This window comes from Methanococcoides sp. AM1 (assembly GCF_900774055.1).
Classification (GTDB): domain Archaea; phylum Halobacteriota; class Methanosarcinia; order Methanosarcinales; family Methanosarcinaceae; genus Methanococcoides.
On the sequence record NZ_CAAGSW010000003.1, the window covers coordinates 246,969 to 267,020 of the forward strand.

18 protein-coding genes are annotated in these 20,052 nt (G+C 37.9%); 1 reads left to right on the forward strand and 17 read right to left on the reverse strand.

Annotated elements, in window-relative coordinates; translation table 11 throughout:
• Positions 1–1,344: a threonine synthase gene (gene thrC, locus E7X57_RS06315; RefSeq protein WP_135611749.1), complete on the forward strand. Its 1,344-nt coding sequence runs from the start codon at positions 1–3 to the stop codon at positions 1,342–1,344.
• 66 nt (positions 1,345–1,410) lie between these two features.
• Here thrC and E7X57_RS06320 read toward each other — a convergent pair whose 3' ends face one another.
• From E7X57_RS06320 to E7X57_RS12475, 17 genes are all read right to left on the reverse strand, one after another.
• Positions 1,411–3,537: a hypothetical protein gene (locus tag E7X57_RS06320; protein WP_135611752.1), complete on the reverse strand. Its 2,127-nt coding sequence runs from the start codon at positions 3,535–3,537 to the stop codon at positions 1,411–1,413.
• A gap of 12 nt (positions 3,538–3,549) precedes the next feature.
• Positions 3,550–4,116: a hypothetical protein gene (locus E7X57_RS06325; protein WP_135611754.1), complete on the reverse strand. Its 567-nt coding sequence runs from the start codon at positions 4,114–4,116 to the stop codon at positions 3,550–3,552.
• Between the two features lie 86 nt (positions 4,117–4,202).
• Complete coding sequence (locus E7X57_RS06330; protein ID WP_135611756.1) at positions 4,203–5,690, reverse strand: flippase; 1,488 nt, start codon at positions 5,688–5,690, stop codon at positions 4,203–4,205.
• 50 nt (positions 5,691–5,740) lie between these two features.
• On the reverse strand, positions 5,741–7,168 hold the full coding sequence (locus E7X57_RS06335; RefSeq protein WP_167880921.1) for a CARDB domain-containing protein: 1,428 nt from the start codon (positions 7,166–7,168) through the stop codon (positions 5,741–5,743).
• 577 nt (positions 7,169–7,745) lie between these two features.
• Complete coding sequence (locus tag E7X57_RS06340) at positions 7,746–9,911, reverse strand: hypothetical protein (RefSeq protein ID WP_135611760.1); 2,166 nt, start codon at positions 9,909–9,911, stop codon at positions 7,746–7,748.
• A complete protein-coding gene (locus tag E7X57_RS06345) occupies positions 9,908–10,546 on the reverse strand; it encodes a class I SAM-dependent methyltransferase (RefSeq protein ID WP_135611762.1) in 639 nt (212 codons plus the stop codon). The genes E7X57_RS06340 and E7X57_RS06345 overlap by 4 nt, the downstream gene beginning before the upstream one ends.
• Positions 10,547–11,587 carry a glycosyltransferase family 2 protein gene (locus E7X57_RS06350; RefSeq protein ID WP_135611763.1) on the reverse strand — a complete coding sequence of 347 codons (1,041 nt, stop codon included), beginning with the start codon at positions 11,585–11,587 and terminating at the stop codon, positions 10,547–10,549.
• 167 nt (positions 11,588–11,754) lie between these two features.
• Positions 11,755–12,771: a glycosyltransferase family 2 protein gene (locus E7X57_RS06355; protein ID WP_167880922.1), complete on the reverse strand. Its 1,017-nt coding sequence runs from the start codon at positions 12,769–12,771 to the stop codon at positions 11,755–11,757.
• A gap of 54 nt (positions 12,772–12,825) precedes the next feature.
• Positions 12,826–13,800, reverse strand: coding sequence for an NAD(P)-dependent oxidoreductase (locus E7X57_RS06360; RefSeq protein ID WP_135611768.1), 975 nt, complete (start codon positions 13,798–13,800; stop codon positions 12,826–12,828).
• Entirely contained in the window at positions 13,797–14,642 is an 846-nt protein-coding gene (locus E7X57_RS06365; RefSeq protein ID WP_135611770.1) for a glycosyltransferase family 2 protein, read from the reverse strand. Before E7X57_RS06365 ends, E7X57_RS06360 begins: the two co-directional genes overlap by 4 nt.
• Positions 14,643–14,670: 28 nt before the next feature.
• The gene (locus E7X57_RS06370) at positions 14,671–15,381 is read right to left on the reverse strand and encodes a sugar phosphate nucleotidyltransferase (protein ID WP_135611773.1); all 711 of its coding nucleotides are present in this window, start codon (positions 15,379–15,381) and stop codon (positions 14,671–14,673) included.
• On the reverse strand, positions 15,381–16,187 hold the full coding sequence (rfbD, locus tag E7X57_RS06375; RefSeq protein ID WP_135611775.1) for a dTDP-4-dehydrorhamnose reductase: 807 nt from the start codon (positions 16,185–16,187) through the stop codon (positions 15,381–15,383). Before rfbD ends, E7X57_RS06370 begins: the two co-directional genes overlap by 1 nt.
• Positions 16,160–17,116, reverse strand: a complete 957-nt coding sequence (rfbB, locus tag E7X57_RS06380; protein ID WP_244603620.1) for a dTDP-glucose 4,6-dehydratase — start codon at positions 17,114–17,116, stop codon at positions 16,160–16,162. The genes rfbD and rfbB overlap by 28 nt, the downstream gene beginning before the upstream one ends.
• 40 nt (positions 17,117–17,156) lie before the next feature.
• Positions 17,157–17,708 carry a dTDP-4-dehydrorhamnose 3,5-epimerase gene (rfbC, locus tag E7X57_RS06385; protein ID WP_135611779.1) on the reverse strand — a complete coding sequence of 184 codons (552 nt, stop codon included), beginning with the start codon at positions 17,706–17,708 and terminating at the stop codon, positions 17,157–17,159.
• A gap of 19 nt (positions 17,709–17,727) precedes the next feature.
• Complete coding sequence (locus E7X57_RS06390) at positions 17,728–18,813, reverse strand: glycosyltransferase family 4 protein (protein WP_135611781.1); 1,086 nt, start codon at positions 18,811–18,813, stop codon at positions 17,728–17,730.
• Positions 18,810–19,580: a glycosyltransferase gene (locus tag E7X57_RS06395; RefSeq protein WP_135611783.1), complete on the reverse strand. Its 771-nt coding sequence runs from the start codon at positions 19,578–19,580 to the stop codon at positions 18,810–18,812. The genes E7X57_RS06390 and E7X57_RS06395 overlap by 4 nt, the downstream gene beginning before the upstream one ends.
• Before the next feature lie 136 nt (positions 19,581–19,716).
• On the reverse strand, positions 19,717–19,863 hold the full coding sequence (locus E7X57_RS12475; protein ID WP_167880923.1) for a hypothetical protein: 147 nt from the start codon (positions 19,861–19,863) through the stop codon (positions 19,717–19,719).
• Positions 19,864–20,052 lie beyond the last annotated feature (189 nt).

Genomic DNA, 20,052 nt, shown 5'->3' on the forward strand with positions numbered 1-20,052 from the left:
ATGAAACTCTATAGCACTAACCTCAAAGCAGAAGAAGTAAATTTTGAAACTGCACTTATCACAGGCCTGGCTCCTGACAAAGGTCTTTACATGCCAAAGGCGCTTCCACATTTCTCAGAAGAAGAACTCGTAGCCTTAAAGGATGAAGAGTATCCTGAGATCGCTTTCCAGTTGCTTAAGAAGATACTTGAAGGTGAGATCGATGAGGAATCCCTCAGGGTAATCACTTATGATGCTTACGACTATGAAGTACCACTGGAAGAAGTTGATGAGAACACATTCATAATGAGACTTGACCGCGGTCCTACTGCATCCTTCAAGGACTTTGCAGCCCGTATGATGGCAAGGCTCATGCAGTTCTATCTCAAGAAGGAGAACAAGGAACTGACCATACTTACAGCAACTTCCGGAGATACGGGAAGTGCGGTTGCTCATGCATTCTACGGTCTTGACAACATCAAGGTGATCGTACTGTTCCCTGAAACAGAGGTCTCAGACCGCCAGAGAAAGCAGATGACAACCCTTGACAAGAACATCTCTGCACTGGCAATTGACGGAAAGTTCGATGACTGCCAGGCAATGGTGAAGCAGGCATTTGCAGACAATGATCTCAAACACCTGAACCTTTCATCAGCAAATTCCATTAACATAGGCCGTCTGGTCCCACAGACTCTCTACTACTTCTATTCATACCTGAAACTGAGGGATTACCCTGAGGAGATCATTTTCTCAATACCATCAGGTAACTTCGGTAATATGATGGGCTGTGTGCTGGCAAAGAACATGGGTGTACCTATCAAAAAGATAATCGCTTCTGTTAACGAGAACGATGAGGTTCCGGGTTTCCTTAATACCGGTGAATATGAAAAGATCGTTCCTTCAAAGAACTGCATCTCAAATGCAATGAACGTTGGTCATCCAAGCAACCTTGCCCGGCTCATCGCGATCTACGGCGGGGAAATGGATGAACAGGGTAACATCAACAAGCTGCCTGACATGGACAGATTGAATGATGATATCTATTCAACATCTGTTACTGATGAGGAAACCAAAGCAGTGGTGAAAGAGTTCTTCGAGGAGCACAACATTTGCATTGAGCCTCATGGTGCTGTTGGTATTAAGGGCCTGATAGATTATCGTGCAAGTACCAATGACAACACGCTTGCAGTAACACTGGAAACTGCTCATCCGGCAAAGTTCCCTGCTGAAGTTGAGGATGCCATCGGGATCGAGCCGGAGCCACCTCAGAGCCTGAAAGAGATCGAGGGAAAAGAAGAGCATATGGAGTTACTGGATACTGATTATGAGAAGTTCAAGAGCTACTTGAAGGAAAGGCTTGAGTGAGGTCTTTCTTTTAAGTTTTTCTTTTTTGTTATTTTTCTCAAACTTATTCTATGATATTATCAGAAATCAGAGCTTGATCGTATTTTTTCTATAGCTCCACAATAATATTATTATCGTGATCAGCAGACTGATCAATGCTCCAATTATGTGGGCGGTAAAAGGTTTATAGCGAATGTAGCTGTCACCTGCAGTATCTTTTGATGCTGTAAATATCGATGTCAATCCTGCTGAATCCAGACTTTCACCATTATCAAGTACCCATCCGTTTTGATCATGCTCGGGTGAAGTGAAGAGTACATATTCTGTGGAATTATACAAATGATACCTGAATGGTGAGACTGCAGTATAGTTAAGTTCTTTTGCAGATGCATTGGTAAGATCCATTTCAATGTTTTCCTGATTAGCAGATCTCATCAAATAACCATGGTCATTTATATCGATCGTTTTACTCAACTCTACCAATTCAGCCCAATCTTTTATTTCTATTAAAGAATTAACTTCCCTGATCCTTGACGTTTTATGAAGATTCCTGAAAACAATAAGTTCTTCATTTTCCATTACTAATTCCAGGTCGCTTTGATCATACAGGAAATCATATTTTTGATAATCAACATCCTTTGCAAGAACTATATACTTAACATTTAGTGGTGCGACAAGTTCTCCAAAGTTATCTGTTTCGTTCTTGTGTTCCAGCAAATATCCCATGTAATGCTGAGTAGGTTTTGAACTCTGTGTCCGGATATGTCCAACTTCTGCATTTTCCCCGATCATCGTAGGCTTATCAAAAAACAGGTTTGCAGGATTTGCAATTCTCCTGTCGCTCCAATTGAAGGTCATGTACAAATGCCAGGGGAAGAAAAGCACATCAAAGTCTTCCGAATCATTGTTCAGGAAATCATTGACCTCATACCATTCTGCTGGATAGTCCTTTGGTTCTATCTGACCGTTAAAACCATTGAAGATCGTGAAAGAGTAAGCAAGTGGAACCGCGATAATGAGCACAGCCAAAGCTACTGACAATATCTTTTGTTTATTTTCCGGTACAAGGTTCATCCTGTCGTTAAGTTTGAAGCTTTTGAATATCTCGTCAACGCCCAGACTGCCTAAGAACGCATATGCTAAAACCAATGCACCTACGAATTTCTGAGAGTCCCTCATTCCTTTGAATATGAAAAAATGATCGAACAAGTACTCAAAGATCGGTGCAGAATATTGATAGGTGATGCCACCTGCCAGTAATAACGAGATGATGGCAGACAAGACCAGGCCTTTATGAAGTGGCTTCTTTGTATTCGGCAAAAATCCGTGAATTGCAAAGTACAAAATTCCGGTAAAGAGTAGCATAAATATCCACTTGGATGCAAAGTGAAATGGATATTCATATCCTCCACGCCAGAAACCATACATCATAGCAAGTGAGAGCAGGATATTCCCAGAAATTGTACTGCTGGCAGTGAAAGCGGACAGGTCATATGCTGATATCTGGTTCAGGATGCTTGATCCTTGTGAGACAGACCAAAAGACCGGCAGGATCCAGAACATATTGACTGCTAAATAAGCCAGGCCTAAGTGGATAGTACTTTTAATGATATTTTTTCGTTCATTTCTTTCATCAACTATAACAAAAATAAATATGCACAGTTGAATAAGTAATACGATCAAAAGAACATGCATATCGAATATGCTTACAACAGTGTTCCACAACAGCGGTCTTTTCCATTTGGTCCTGTCATCCAGGAAATCTGAGAAACTTCTGATCGCAAGAGGAACGAAAGCATATGCTAAGAGTAGATAGAGATGTCCGGCTAAAAATCGGGTATAAATGAATGGATTTACTGCATACAGCGTTCCGCTGAAGTATTTACCATAAGCAGACTTCGAGGGAGCAGATATGTGGGCAGAGATGCCTGCTATTAAAAATACTGAGAACAGGATGATCTTTTGAGTAGCCCATGAAGGTAAGACCAGTTCCATAATTTGAAGGATCGCAAGGAATGGTGCCTGTCCCCCGATACCGTTGCCCAGGATATGATCTGCAAGATAATTTCGACCAGCAGCCCAGGTAGTATCTAATGTCAGAATATAACCAGGTCGAAACAGAGGAAGGAAGATCGCGAGTGTCAGTATAGTATAGTAGATAAGTGCATATCTATCAAATGAATGCCGGGTCATACTATTTTTAGATCCACTCATACGACACCTGATTTAATTTTCATTTGACTGCTTAAGAAATAAGGTCAACAGCAGATACAGTGAAGAAAATCCAATTACTATCCAGATTATCATTTCCATGTATCCCCAGACGATCCACCAGCCGAACATGGATCCGTACACATACATTATGACAGCCAATAACCCCAGATAGATCGATACTTCCTTTGAGATATTCTTCATAAGCACCAGATTGGACCTTTTGAGCACTCTTTCCGTGTTGGGTATGGATATTGGCATATGCTCTATGGATGGTTTCAATTCACTGATCTTTTTGAATATGGGTGCATTTACTGCACATCCATGGCCCCATATTGCTAATTTATGCACGTTTCCTGAGACCCGGGACATTGCAGATCTGAGCTTTTCTGGAGTGTCATCCGGAAGGGAAATTTCCAGGAACCGGATCGTTACACCAATAACAAGTAAATAATATGCATAGATGGCAAGGCTCTCAGCACGGGTCTCATCACCCATTGCAAGTGTTACTGCTGTGGCTGCAAGCAAAACTAATGCAAGAAAGATCGGATAATTTGATGGTGGCCAGTTACTTGTTTCCATTTTGATCTTTACCCTGGAGAGATTCTTTGTCTGTCAAATCCATTTTATAACTTTATTAGACATGTCTATGCTATAAATGCGTATCATTAGACCCGGTTTAATTTTCTGATAACTCTGGATGTCATTTCTGCTATAGGGGTTATAGCTTTGTGGTTCGGCATACCGGCAAGGAATATTGATGTATCTTCTTCTGTCAATAATCCAAAGCTTGCCAATACTACAAGATATATGATGCCACTTAAGGTCATACTTCCTACCAGTGGGAAAAGACCCGTATGTGGGAGCGTGTACAGTACCAGGAGCAGTATACAAAAGCTCACCAGTACTTTTACGATTGTAAGATGATTAATTTTGAGTTTATATGTGTGCACATAAAGACCTGCCAGTACGATGCACCCAATTGAGCATGCGATGGCGGTTGAACCTGCTGCACCGACGATCCCGTATGAAGGAACTAATACGACCAGCAGGATGATCTCAATTATCACGGCAAATGGCAGGATAATTGCGGGGATCCTTGGCACATTACGTGCCTGGAATATGTTAGTAAAGACCATTATCATAACCAGGAATCCCATGCCAATGGCAACTATGGAAAGTGCCGGTGCACTTGCAATATATTCAGATGGGAACATTAACAGAATAAAGGCCTCCGGGATCGCTGCGATCACAAGTGCAAGGGGTAGGATGAACAATGCACCGTATTTGATACTTTTTGATGCATACCTGTCATCTTCCTGGTGTTTTGAGATATAGGGAAACAGTACTCCCATTAATGCACCTACTATGAATATTGGTAACTGTGCAAGGATCAAAGCTGCCCTGTAGTATCCGGAAAGCGCATCTGATAGCGCTACTTCTGTGAGGAACTTCACGCCTATGATATCGATGTTCATGAGCAGTGTGGTTCCAAGTGTACCAAAGAACATCGGGAGGGCAAAGAAGTATACATTGGAGTCCGCCCATCCTTTTGTTTTCCAGAAGGTGAAGTCTCTTGTCAGCAGGATCGCAAGGGAAAGACCAATGAACATCGATATGGGAAAGCTGAGGACTGCACCAAGTGCTCCAAATCCCATCTTAACAAGTATTACTCCGGACATGAGTTTTGCAAAAATAGTTATGATCCCGATGAGTGCAAAGGACTTGAAACGGAAAGTTCCCTGAAGTATGCTAATATAAATGATTGACATGGCAGTGAATATTGTTGCAAGCAGGATGCATATGACCAGCAGGTTGTAATTTGCCCCAAGATCGATAATATCAGTCGTATATCCAACATAAAATACAATGGATAAGAGCACAGCAATGCCGATGTTTGCAATTAAAGCGCTCTTGAAAACACGGTGTTTTGTAGTGGTATCATACTTTCCTGAGATGAATTTGGTAGTTGTAAGTGGAAATGCGGATGTCACAAATAGTGAGAAGATTAGCAGGAATGATGCTGATACTCCTAACATACCGAATTGTGCAGGTGTCAGCATCCAGCCCATTATAACATTGAATCCATAGTTAAGGAGTGCACCGATGAAGAATGCTGCAAACATTACAAAGCTGTTCTTTGAAGGATTGGTCATTTATTGCCTCGAATATCTATAAAAATTTCGTATACGGGTCAGAATTCCTCTTATCTGCCCCGATACAGGTTCAGTGCCGAGTAATAGCCAACAAGAGTTCCGACAACGACGAAAAAACTCCATTCCGGCACTTGCAGTACAATATATGCAGCACTAGCGAACACTATCAGCATTCCTGCAAAGTCGTGCAGATGTGAATCCATCATTAACATCTTACCAATAGTAGAATCACTCCTGCTGGCCACATTCGCACCGATACCGGCACCAGTCAGGATGATACCCGCAGCAGCCATGTCAGATCCACCCCTGGTAAATGCAGCTACAAGTACTCCGATTCCACAGATGAACGCTATTATGTCAAGCGGAAGTGAACGCGTCACCTTTTGCATGTGGTTACGCACAGAAACCGCTGCGACCATTCCGATAAGTAGCATCATGAGCTTTGGATACAGTTCACCGGTAAGTATGGTAGGAGGAATTTCATCCCCGGTGGGAGCATAAGCAAAATCATCCCCCACGATCTCGAACAGATCACTGTCCTGCATTCCGCCGGTATCCACACTGACAACATACTGTCCATCCCCGCGGTAGAACTCATTATACCCCAGATCGACGTTGAATGTAGAGCTGGTAACAGGCACATCCTTTGAATATATTTCCTTCTTACCATTATCCACAACCTTGTAGACCCTGACCACTGCCATCGTATTCCAATCCACATATTCAGCAGGGAACGGGGAACCTATGCTGACAGTACCGCGTATCCCGTTATCTTCCTGCAGGTCAGAGGAGATCGTCGTAACGCCCGGATTAAGTGCCTTTACCTGATAATCCACAGACTTCTCTATGGATGTATATTCCGGATCAATGGATACTGTGAGTGTATGACTGCCTGGATTTTCAGGTGCTTTCAGCACCACATCGAATTGCTCTGATTCACCGACATCAAGAACAAGTTCAGGTTTGATGATTTCACTATCGCCATCTGTATTTACCACAATTTCAGGCATACCCGAATACATGATCCCTCCATTATTCTTGACCGAGAACCGGATATTCATGTCCTCTTCCTGGTAATAGTTTGGTTCGATCGAGATATCATCCACACCAATGTTAAGATCATCACTACTTGCTGAGATGATCTCTTCCAGCCAGACACCACTGTTGTCCTCTGCATCGAATACCTGATTAACCTTGAAGTTCACAGCCTCATCCCCATTTTCAAAATAAAGGGATACTGTCTCACCTTCTGTTCCCACAGATGAGTCTACGGTCTCTCCGAATTTGCTTAAGCTGAAAAATGCTTTTCCGTTTGCGGTATCTTCAAGGCGGAGTGTGTATGTAGAGTCGATGTTGGTAGAGGGATTGGTGGAGGTGAGGTTGAGTTCGTTGATGTAGCCGGAGGCATTTTCCATGGTTATGGGGCGGAGGTAGAAGTTGTCGAAGTAGCTGGTGGTTTGATAGGTAGCAAAACCCACTTTTCCTTCTGGATTTGTATCTTTGAATTCAGTGGTAATTGCGAGATTGTTGTCGTAATATAAATAAATTTTTTTGTTTATACGAACTACTTTGATATGGTGCATTTGTGGATAATTGAAATCGATGGAGGTGTTAACAGATGAATTTATGTGTGTTATAGTATTGAAAAGGATGGACTCCTTTACTTCTCCAGTATAAATTGTATCCACGTGTTTTCCTTGCTGATTATCATCTTGTATCCAAAATGTAGCATAATCATCACTATTTTCATAGTAAAATATAAATCCTGGCAAAGCAAAACCCTGAATAATGGTGTCATTTGCAGTAAAATCAAATTGGCACATATATTGTGTACCATCCCACTGGTCAAAAATTAAACCAGTTCGACTTGCGGTAACTGATATCATTCCATTTATGATAGTCCATGTGTCTGGAGTAGTTGAGAACCATTGAGATGTTTGAAGTGTAGTTGTATTGAAATCATCACTATATTCTTCTTGTGCTGAGGATAACTCAGCACCCATTACAAAGAAAAGAATGATTAATAAGACTTTCATTGAGTTAGAACAATTCATGCTACCTCCTTAACCATGTCGAAGTTTTTTTCAGCCAACCCATGGTTAGATAAACTAATATTCCTAATACTGTTAATCCTGATACAATTGAACCAACATAAAAATATGATTGTGGGCGGAAATAAAGTGTCAAATCTAAATTAATACTCCCATCATTATTTCTAATGTAATTGTCTTCTGAAAATTCATCTTGTATATATTTTGGATCTATTAAAAAAGAATTCAACAGGGCATCATTTTCAAAATGAACTTCATCACTTATAAAATAATTTTTATCCATTAGTGCAATAAACCAATTAAATTCTCCAACTTTTAATTTCCAATCAGGGTGATACCTATCTGAAAAATGTAAATAAATTGGTTCGGATATATTTTTTAATTGTATTTCATACTGAGTTGGATTTTTCATTTGAAATTCAATATCTTGAAACGGGATCTGCTTATAAATAGTTTCATTTTCTGAGGTATAATATATGTGTGGTCTATAATCTTTGTTTTCATAAACAACAATATCTTTTGTTCCAATATCTATTTTTTTAAGGTAATCGATTTGTTCTAGTTCATTTAAGTAATATGTACGCTTGCCATAATGTATAAAAAAATCATCATCGTTATTTATATCTTGTATCGGTAAAATAACATATTTGATTGAACTAGTATCAAGAAGTTTATCAGAATAAGGTTGTTTTAAGATATTCATAGTCTGATTTTCAATAGAATCACTAGCACTGACTTGACCATCATTTTTTAGAATCTTATCCCAAGAAGATTGCAATGTTTGTATGTTACTTACTTTTGGATGAGTACTTGTATAAGTACTCCATCGAGAATCGGTTGGAACCCACAAAGTGCGGAAGAAATCGGGTTGCTTCTGAATAAACTCATTGGCAACAGGATAATCTTTTGGAATTTCTCGGGCCACAAAAGTTGCCCCAAATTCACCAGTTATTAGGGGGTTTGCATTCCATACAAATAAAAGCGCAATGCAAATAGTTATGAAAGATTTACCATAAGTTTGCCATTTTTTCTCACTCCACTTTGTCCATAACCAAGCTACAAAAGACCCTATCAATATAGAATAGCCAAATACGATTACGAAATAAAATTTACTTGCCTCACGAAATGCATTGAAACCTGGCATATTATTATATAACCATGGGTATAAATCTGGAAAAGGTTCTCCAACTTGTTTTGTAAGCAGTATTCCAATAAGTGCCATTATTGCAAAGAACAACACATTTTGATTTTTTCGGTTCAACAATAACCCCATAAAAGCTAAAATTGGAATTAAATAAAAATAAATTGGAATCGGTTGAACGATAAATACACTGATTGATTCTCCAGTCCAAAATCTGTGAAATAGTGCTATCGCACTATTTATATCAAAAAATTCATTTCCAAATAGTCCTCGACTGAATATTTCATTACTTATTAATGAATTGGTGGCAGTCAATGGTAAAATCCATGGCAAATTTAGTAAACCTATAATGCTAAGAGATAAGATCCAATATAAAAAATTCTGATATTCATGTTTATTTATAAATCGGTATATAAGAAATAAATTGATAATCCATACACTTATATAAAAAATTCTGAATTCATATGCAGATAAAATTACACCACAGATTAATAATCTCAAAAAATCGTTTCTCTCATACCCTTCTACAAAGAAACTGTATGCATAATAGAAAAATATTAAAAGAAGACTATCAGCAATCAACACAAAAAGATGTCCTGTTTGAAGCGTTAGAGTATATGTATTAAATAAAACAATGATAGCGGAAATGGCTGCTGCAGGTCTTGATTTAAGTATCTTTAATGATAAAAAGTAGGCTACAATCGGAGTTACTATAAGGTATGGCCATAATAGCAACATTCTTAATGCAAAATTATATCCAATTCCTATATTCGCTAAAATTCCATATAAGAATTGGATAGGGTAATAGCTAGCCGTAAGCAAAACGTTACCTAAACCCACATTATTGTTATATATCAAAAAAGAATTAAATAATAATTCTTTTTGAGTGTCTAATAACCAAACCCCAGCGTCACCATGAGTGATAAATCCGTCATTAAAGACCCACACCCAGTGGGTAATAATATTTATTAGTATGACAAAGTTCAGACACCAATGTCTTTTCATAAATTGTTTAATATTTTGAATCATATTTTTGGGATTGCAACTATAATTATATGGATACTTAATATCTTTCTTAAAAAAGATGCATTGTGTACAACTGACCCTAGAAAATTGGCAGCACCTTGCACTTTAATCACGTTATAGCCGGAAGATGAGATTAAGTCTTTGGATGTCTTAAAGGTATAAAAGTGCAAATGAGTTGAATCCATTACACCGTAGTCACTATAATCGAATTTTCCCAGTAACAGATTTAAACGTACTCTCCAAAGAGCTATATTAGGTAATGATACAATAATCCTGCCTTGAGATTTAAGGTATTGTTTAAAATGTTTCAATACTTTGTCTGGATATAGTAGATGTTCTAGCACGTCACCAAAAACGATCACATCAAATTTTTGGCTAAAAATCGGATTTATAGGGAGATTATTTAGGTCAACCAATTTTACTTCTGCACAGGTTTCTTTAGCTTTGAAAAGTGCTTGGCAATTAGCATCAATTCCCCACACATCATTATTAGGTATATGCTTAGCTAAATACCCTTCTGAACATCCTACATCTAAAACAATTTCTCCTTGCTGAATTTCGGAAATAATAGTGGCGATGGAACCATTACGAGGGAGTTCTGAAGGAGCTTTGTATTGTTTAATAATTATACCACCGATTTAATTTTTTTGTTTAATTATATTTTTTAGTTGTCTTTCAGAAAGTAAAAAAGATTCTTTATTAATAAGCATTTTTAATTTTAACACAATAAATCTTGTAATATTAATTAAAATTGAGGGCATTATAATAGCAATATAATATGAAATTTTTAATTTTTTAGAGTTTCTTGCAATTGAAGACATTTCGCAAAAATTATTGTAGTTATATGATACTTTTTTATTTCCTACAATACTTTTTTCCTTAAGAAGCATTAATAAAGAGCGATTCGTTAAGTCATTTGCAAGAAAATCATCATTATAATTGAAACTATACATTTGTTTCAAACGATTAAAAATTTCAAATAATTCAATATTACCATGTTTTTCTCCTCCTTTTATTCTTTGGTTTTTTATCGCATAAAATCCTAATTGTTCTCTATGAGCTCGTCCAGCAATTAAAAAATCAGATATACCAAAAGAATCATACTGGTTGAGGATATGGCCTACTAATTCTACCTGTGGGAATAGTATGTCTTCCTTTGGGTAAAATTCAGAGAGATTGAAATTGTTTCTTATTCCAATTCCTGGGATAAAAATCGATGTTGTCCATATTCTTTCCATTGATTCTTTCCCTCGTTTAAAATACATATCTTGCTTGAAAAACGTATACCTGTAGTCGATCTTCAATTGATTTGAAAATTGAATTTGATTACTATAGATATAGGATACATTTGGATTGTTTGTAAAGATTTCAACATATTTTGATAACGTTTTGTTAGAGAGAAGTAGATCATCATCTCCTAGAATTACTATATAATCCCCTTCTGCCATTTGCATCGATTTAAGGAGGTTTTTTGAATATCCTAAGTTCACCTTGTTTTTAAAATACTTAATTTTAGAATCATTAAACGTTTCTACGACTTCTTGAATTGAATCATTGGGAGAATCGTCAGATAAAACTAACTCTGCATTATCATAATCTTGATGTAAGAATGAATAAATAAGTTGTTTTAACATCTTTGGTCTATCATAAACAGGAACACAGACACTTATTTTTGGCATAATATTACTCCTTCGAACTCAACTTTTCATTCATTTTTTCTTTTATTAATTTAATATCCATTTTTTAGACTTCTCTGCGGAAATATTTGGAATATTCTTCCCATAAATTTCATGCAGAACTGAATTTAGGTTATTCATGATCCAACAAATATAATATATGAATTTCATCAAACGACTTCAGGAATGCCAATTGCTTTAAATAAACGCAGTTTTACTATTCCTTTATGAATGAATTTATTTAAATGCACATCTTTAATTTTTCTCTGTTGCTGAATGTTTTTTCGTGATTTCAGTGTCGTTTTTAAATTAATAACATTCCACCACCAAGCTTTGACATAGACTAATGAAACTTTTGGTTTTAGCATAAAAATAAAAAATATACATTCACTAACATTAAATAGTAAGGATATACATATTCGGATTGCTGCATTTTTATATTCTAGATTTTTTAAAAGTGTACAATACGTATTTCTTTCTCTTAGATATATTCGATTGCTATTAGTTACATATTTTTTATTTTTTTTCGTGCCACCCACTATAGATCCGCCACCATAATGATATATCTCAGCATTACAATTTGTAATGATTTGATACCCTTGAAGTTTAACTCTCCAACATAAATCTAATTCTTCGACGAACATAAAATATCTTTCATCAAATCCATTAAATTGGGTAAATAACTCTTTTTCCATAAACAGGGCACATCCGCTTACATAAAACAAATCTGTTATCAAATTGTCTGTTATATCTTTATTGATTCCAATTGGATAACCCAATATATCGATTTTCACTCCCAAATCTTGTATGGTTCCGTCTGGATTTTTTATCTTGCAGCCAACAACACCTAAATTATCAACCTTTAGATAGGTAGATAATAGTTCTTGAATTGTATTTTTTTCAACCCATGCGTCATTATTTAGCAGGAATATATATTCACCATTGGATTTCTGCACGCCAATATTATTTGCTTCAGCAAAACCCAAGTTAACGTTGTTTTTGATAATAATTGTACGTGGATAATTTTCTTTAATAAACTCAACCGAATTATCTGTTGAGCCATTATCTACAAATATAATTTCATAATTTTCATAATTTTGATTTATTAATGAGTCAAAGCAATCTTTCAGGTACCTATGCCCATTCCAATTAACAATTACAATAGACACTAATGGATTATTTAGCAATATTTCACCTCACTCACCACAAGCCCCACTTCACATACTGCAAACTCCTAACTTTCATAGATTCTCACAATAAATTTTGTACCAATTTATAGTTTCATTAAGACCTTTCTCTAAAGATCTTGGTTGAAAATTGACACTAGAATAAAACTCAGTCACATCTAAGATTCGAGCTTTTGCACCAATAGGCTTATCCTTATTATAAGAAATCTTTTGTTTTGATCCGACAATGTTTGTAATCAATTTGGCTAAATCTAAGATTGAGATTGCATCATTATTTGCAATATTTAACTTACGGTTTTTTTTCGTTTCAACCATCTTTAAAACGGAGTAAACAAAATCTTTGACATAAATGAACTGCCTAATTTGGCTTCCATCACCCCAGATTTCGACAGTTTCATTGTTTATAACTTTCTTCATAATGCTTGGTATAACTCTATTAGTTCCATCACCAAAATGATCTCTTGGGCCGTATATATTCGTTGGACGAGGTCGATAAATATTAATTCCATATTCATTTTCATAAAGTTCGCTGAGAATTTCTCCGTACTGCTTAGACAAAATATAACCATTGGCAGTGTAATCATTATACTTCTTATAATCATCATCTTCAACAATTGGGTTATTAGCACGAACAGAATAAATTTCAGCCGAACTTATCATCACAACATCTTCCACTTTATTTATTTTAGCACTATTTAGAATGTTTGAAGTGATTCTAAGATTTACATCCATAATTTGAGCAGAATGATTCATTTTAAATTCTGTATTGCCATCAAGTGCAGCGCAATTGATAATTACATCTATTTGTTTGCATTCTTTCACTACTTGGTTGTAATCTTGTAAATCGATCTGCTTAAATTTCAGCTTAGATTCTGGTAAATTTAAATTTGTTAAAGTCGTTTTTTTACCATTAAGATAAACACAAGTAACATGTGCGCCCTCTTTCAATAATTCTTCAACAAAATTTGAACCCACGAATCCAAGACCGCCGGTTACGAGTACTTTTTTATCGGTCCAGAAATTGTTCATTTTCTCACCCAATGTCTATAAAATGCGCATGAGATACCAGAAAAGCCTGCTAGGTATTCCACTATTCTCATCACTATAAAGGCAGTAGTGTCTATTGGTCTACTTAAAAACAATTTCCAGTTTATGATATAAGCTTTCCTTATCGGGAAGTAACTTTTAAACCCTTCATTTGGCCTCTTTTTGATATATTTAGCCGAATCAAGACCATACATAAATCTTTTTTTGACTAGTTTTTTAAGCTTGAGGTTCCCTTCGTTATGCATTACTAAACTTTTAGTTCGACCAACTGTATACTTTTTATCCCGGAGTTTTTGATGCAAATCCCAATCATCGCCTCCTCCACCTAAACTTTCATCTAATCCGCCTAATTCCATCCATATTGATTTTCTTAAAAACCTGGGTGCTTCTATTGAATCATCCCCATAATAGCATCTTCGCTCCAAATTTTTAGCCTGTGCCCAAATTCCTATTCCAAACGAATCTTCTGGAATAATGACAGCTTGATAACCTGAGTCGCATAAGCACACTGCATCTAGCACCACATTAGGGGTCAATTCCATATCCACATCAACATAATATACAAATTCACCTTTTGCTTTCTTGGCCCCATAATTCCTTCTATGGGGTGCATCAAAGGTGCCTTTGCGAACATTAGGATTAAATTGATAAATGTTACATTCATGTTTTTGAGCTAACTCGATGGTTCCATCTTTCGATTGACCATCCACAATGATTATCTCTATATTTTTATAGACTTGTTTGTGAACGGAAGTTAGACATTCATCCAAAAATTCAGCGCTGTTTTTGGTTGGAATTACTATGGAAACTAATGGCTCATTCATTTGCTTACACCTGCTTAAATATTTTAATTCAAAATATTTTTTGCACTATCAACCCAGCCCTTATCAGACTATCAAATGTTCCAGCGTCGCTCCATTGTCCATCAATCACTGAATATTTCATCGAATCTTGCCGGATATATTCGTTGTTCACATCCGTTATCTCCAGTTCACCCCGGCCAGACGGTTTTAGTGTCCTTATAATTTCAAATACACTGCTGTCATACACATATAGTCCTGTCACAGCATAATCTGACTTTGGTACTTCAGGTTTTTCCTCGATACTAAGAACCTGTCCACTGCTTTCGTCCACCTCTGCAACACCAAACCTTGCAGCATCAGGAACTTGTTTCAGAAATATTTGTGCACCTGCCTTGAAAGACTGTACTGCATTGCGAATACTATCCTGGAATATATTATCTCCAAGGATTACAGTTATGTCGTCATCGTCTGCAAAATCCTTTGCCAGATTCAGGGCCTGGGCGATTCCACCTGCTTGGTCCTGTATCTCGTAGGTGAATCTTGCCCCGAAATCGGAGCCAGACCCAAGAAGTTCTAGGAAATGGCCTGCATGGCCACGGCCAGATACTATCATGATATCATCTATTCCTGCATCCAGAAGGGTTTGCAAAGGATAGTATATCATAGGTTTATCGTAGACTGGAAGCAGGTGCTTGTTTGTGACTTTGGTTAGGGGATACAGTCTGGTTCCTGTGCCGCCTGCGAGGATTATTCCTTTCATTATTGATTCTCCATAAGGTATTCATTAAGTGCATTTTTCCAGTGTCTCATGGGAGTTGTTTTTGTATTCGTGAGGACTGAGTAGGTTGGCCGTTTTGCTTTTGTGGGGAACTCTTCACTGGAGCACTGAACTGTGCTATTGATAATCTCGGATGCAAATTCATACCAGGTGCATCGACCTTCGTTAGTTATGTGGTAGATTCCAGGACCAAGGTTGATGATCTCGGCGGTCTTGGAGGCCAGGTCTGCGGTATAAGTGGGTTTGCCGAACTGGTCGTTGACGACTTTTACGTTTTCCATCTCTTTTGAGAGCCTTAACATCGTATCTACGAAGTTCTTTCCGTTTTTTCCAAAAAGCCAGGAAGTGCGTATGATCCTGTAGTTTTCCGTGTTTTTGATGATCTTCTGCTCACCCATCAGTTTGGATTGACCGTAGACGTTGATGGGGTTGGTAGTGTCAGACTCGATATATTCCTCTTTAGAGCCATCAAAGACATAATCTGTGCTGAAGTGGACAAGTATTGCACCGATATCGGAACAGGCTTGTGCGATATAACCCGGTGCGTGTCCATTTACCTCAAAGGCAAGATCCTGATTATCCTCACATCCCTCTACGTTTGAGTAGGCAGCGGCGTTAATCACTACATCGGCTTTGAGTCTCTTGATGGAATCTATAACTTTGGTTTTGTCAGTAATTTCAAAATCCTTATGTGTGAGTTTTACAGCATCAGGAAATACTCTGCATAGATCAGAGCCCAGCATTCCGCTGGCACCGATTATCACTGTTTTAATGGTTCCCACCACCATCTGTTCTCAACGTACCATTTTATGGTATTGGAAAGGGCTGTCTCAAAGTCATATTCTGGCTTCCAGCCCATTTTCTTTAGTTTGGTGCAGTCAAGGGAATAACGGAAATCATGGCCCTTGCGGTCTTCCACGTATCTGATCATGGTTTCGTCCTTTCCAAGTATTTCCAGTATACGGCGTGTGATCTCCAGGTTTGTGAGTTCGCTGCCTCCTCCGATGTTGTAGACCTCTCCAATGTTGCCATTCTTCCTGACAAAATCGATTCCTGAGCAGTGGTCACCTACATGGATCCAGTCCCTCACATTTAGTCCTGTGCCATAGATAGGCACCTGCTTTCCTTCCATCAGGTTCGTGATGAAGAGTGGAATCAATTTTTCCGGGTATTGGTATGGTCCGAAGTTGTTGGTGCATCTGGTGATTGTCACCGGAAGACCATAGGTACTGTGGTAGGACATCGCCAGTAGATCCGAGCCGGCTTTACTGGATGAGTAAGGGCTGGAGGGCTTCAAATCGTCTGTTTCGGCAAAGGATCCTTCCTTGACACTGCCATAAACTTCATCCGTAGATATGTGAATAAAGCGTTCGACGTTGTTATTAAGAGCGCTCTGTAGAAGGGTGTTCGTGCCGAGCACGTTCGTTTTAACAAAGATCGAACCATCTTCTATGGAACGATCCACATGACTCTCAGCCGCAAAATGAACTACCTGATCTACATCCTGCATTACTTTGCTCACAACATCAATATCACAGATGTCACCTTTAACAAAGGTATAATTTGGATTGTTCTCGATATCCTTCAGGTTATCAGAATTGCCCGCATAAGTCAGTTTATCTAAATTTATAATATGGTAATCAGGATATTTTTTAAGTATATTACGGATAAAATTGCTACCTATAAATCCACAACCACCGGTTATTAACATTTTCAAAGCTCTCATCCTCCACTTTTAGTATCCTTTTTAACCATCGTTAGAGTTTTATTTCGATGTCCATCAGCTCAGGTAGAACACTATCCTTGTTTGATACTAATATATCCTGTTGCTTCATTTTCCAGTCAATATTCAGTGTTGGGTCGTTGTAGATGATCCCTCCTTCTGCTTCTGGATTATAATATTCATCACACTTGTAAGCAAATGTAGCAGTCTCACTCAGTACGCAGAAACCGTGGGCAAATCCTTTTGGTATCAGGAACTGCTTTTTGTTCTCAGAGGATAGTTCCACACCCACCCATTCTCCATACGTGGATGAATTTTTTCTAAGGTCAACAGCAACGTCGTATACTTTACCTTGTAGGACTCGTACTAATTTTGTCTGGCTGTATGGAGCAAGCTGGTAATGCAACCCACGGAGTACTCCATAAGATGATTTTGATTCATTGTCCTGAACAAAATCATAATTCTTTCCAATTAGTTCATCAAATATTTGCTTGTTATAACTTTCAAAAAAGTATCCTCGCTCATCACCGAAAACTTTCGGATTCAGGATAAATACGCCTTCAATTTTTGTATTTATAACTTCCATATTTTAGCCAACATTTATATTATTGTTTGAAAGTCAAATTTACCAATGACTTAAAGAATACTTCCGTACTAGTGTCCCAATCAAATTCTCTTGCAGAATCGAGTACATTATCATACAGTACTTCTTGCAGATTATCATCTTTCAGGAAGATCAATGCTGTTTCAGCCATTGCCTTGGGATTTGGATCACACAATAATCCCGTCTCTCCATCACGTATCGAGTCACGTAACCCGTGGATATCATAACCAATGGCAGGTGTACCCATGGCATTTGCTTCTGTGACAACGAGACCCCATCCTTCTCTAACACCTGGAACAAGAATCGCATGGGCACGCGACATAAGTTCGTGCTTCTTCTGCTGATTCACATAGCCGAAGAATGTTACACCATCTGGATTCATAGCTTCCAGTTGATCCTTCATAGCACCATCTCCGACCATCCACAACTTTGCATCTGGATTATTTTCTCGGATATAGGAAAATGCTTTTACGACATGGTCCGGGCGTTTGGCATGCCCCATCCTGCCAACAAAGACAAAGGTAGGGTCTTGCTCTTTCTCAGGCATGGAATCGAGAGGTGTGATGTTCAATCCTTCAGGGATTATAGATATGTCTTTGAATCCCAGGTCGACAAGATCCTGCTTCGTGGAATTGCTCACAGTCAATGTGGGCACATCAACGTAGTTCTTGAGCCACATGTCTTCGAAAACATGATATCCAAGCCAGCTTATTGGATACTTCATCTCCAGGAACCAGAACTCTCTTGCAAGTTGGTGTATCAGCGCCACGACAGGAGTACCGTCCTTTACGAATTTAGGAGCCATGAAAGGTCTGGTATTAATCTCATCCACGACGATATCAAACTCGCCGGAATGTTTTTTGTAGAAACCTTTAGCTTTCAGGTAGACTGTATAGCGATTGCCACGTCTGAAAACCTCAACTCCGTTAATGACCTCTGATGGTTTGCAACCTTTAAACCCGGCAGTGAACATAGAAACATTATGCCCTTTTGCAACAAGTCGTTCAGCAATCTCATGCGTAAAGACCTCTGCGCCACCTGCTGCGGGGTTTTTAGTGTCACGCCAGTTGAATATGAGGATCTTCAATCCATCACCAGATCACTATTACTTGGATAATCCTGATTACCAACTGGAGGATTATAATGACCAATAAAATTCAACTTGTAATAGATAGAAGCTGTATCCTTCGCAATGTTCAATATATCATCAAATGTCATCCGGTCTCCGGATGGATCAAAATCAATGTGTACAGGGCATTCTTCGATTTTATAACCATGTTTGTGTGCGATCACCAATTGTTCAACATCTGCTGCATATCGTTTTACTGATAACATTGGCATGATCGTGTCCACAACATCTTTACTATAGATCTTAACTCCGACCTGTGTATCAGAAACAGGAAGATCGAACAACATTTTTATGGCCATGTTGTATGATCTACTTAAAAATCGTCGCTTGACAGGAAATCCTTTTACAATGCTATCCGGATGTCGCTTTGATTGGACCACGAAATCTGCACCAGTTTCAGCAACTTTTTCCAGTAATGGTTTGATCTGTTTTGGAGAGATGTCTAGATCGGCATCAAGAACACTGATCAATCCTTTGGATGCAGCTTTGTAACCTTCTACGATGGCGTGTCCTTTGCCCTGGTTTTTGCTATAGGAAATTATCTTTATGTTATCTGCCTTTTCAGCTGCTTTTATTGCTTCTTCTAATGTATTGTCGCTGCTGCCATCGTTGACAAATATTATTTCAAAGCTATTGCAAAAGATCTTCAATTCATTATGAATTTTTAATAAGTTATTGCATATATGATGACCTTCATTATATGCTGGAATTATAACTGATAGCATGTACCTTCCCTACTCCTATTTTGAACACTCTGGATCTTATTGCAAATTTATCTCTACATTATTCCAAAATTCTCATCCTGAATGAATCAAGAATGAAATTTAAGATGCTTTTTTAGTAATGATAGGTTTTTTCAGATCAAACTTCTAAAACAACGCTATTTGGTTCACCCTGCATAGCTCTGGAAAAACATCTGAGTGTGCAGAACAACTCCCGGTCTCCTATTTTTTCATTTACAACGAACTTATCCCCACAAACAGGGCAGGTTTTTTCAACATACCTCAATATAACACCTTTCTATTATTGTACCCACTGAATTTATATAAAGTATACTTAATATAAGCTGGAGTGCGCAATGCTATAAATATATTTAAGTCGATCGATTCGATTTTTACGATGTGTATATACATTATCCTGCAATAGTTTTGAAGCTATATCTCTAAGAACATGTTGTTTTCCGTATTTAGTACAGTA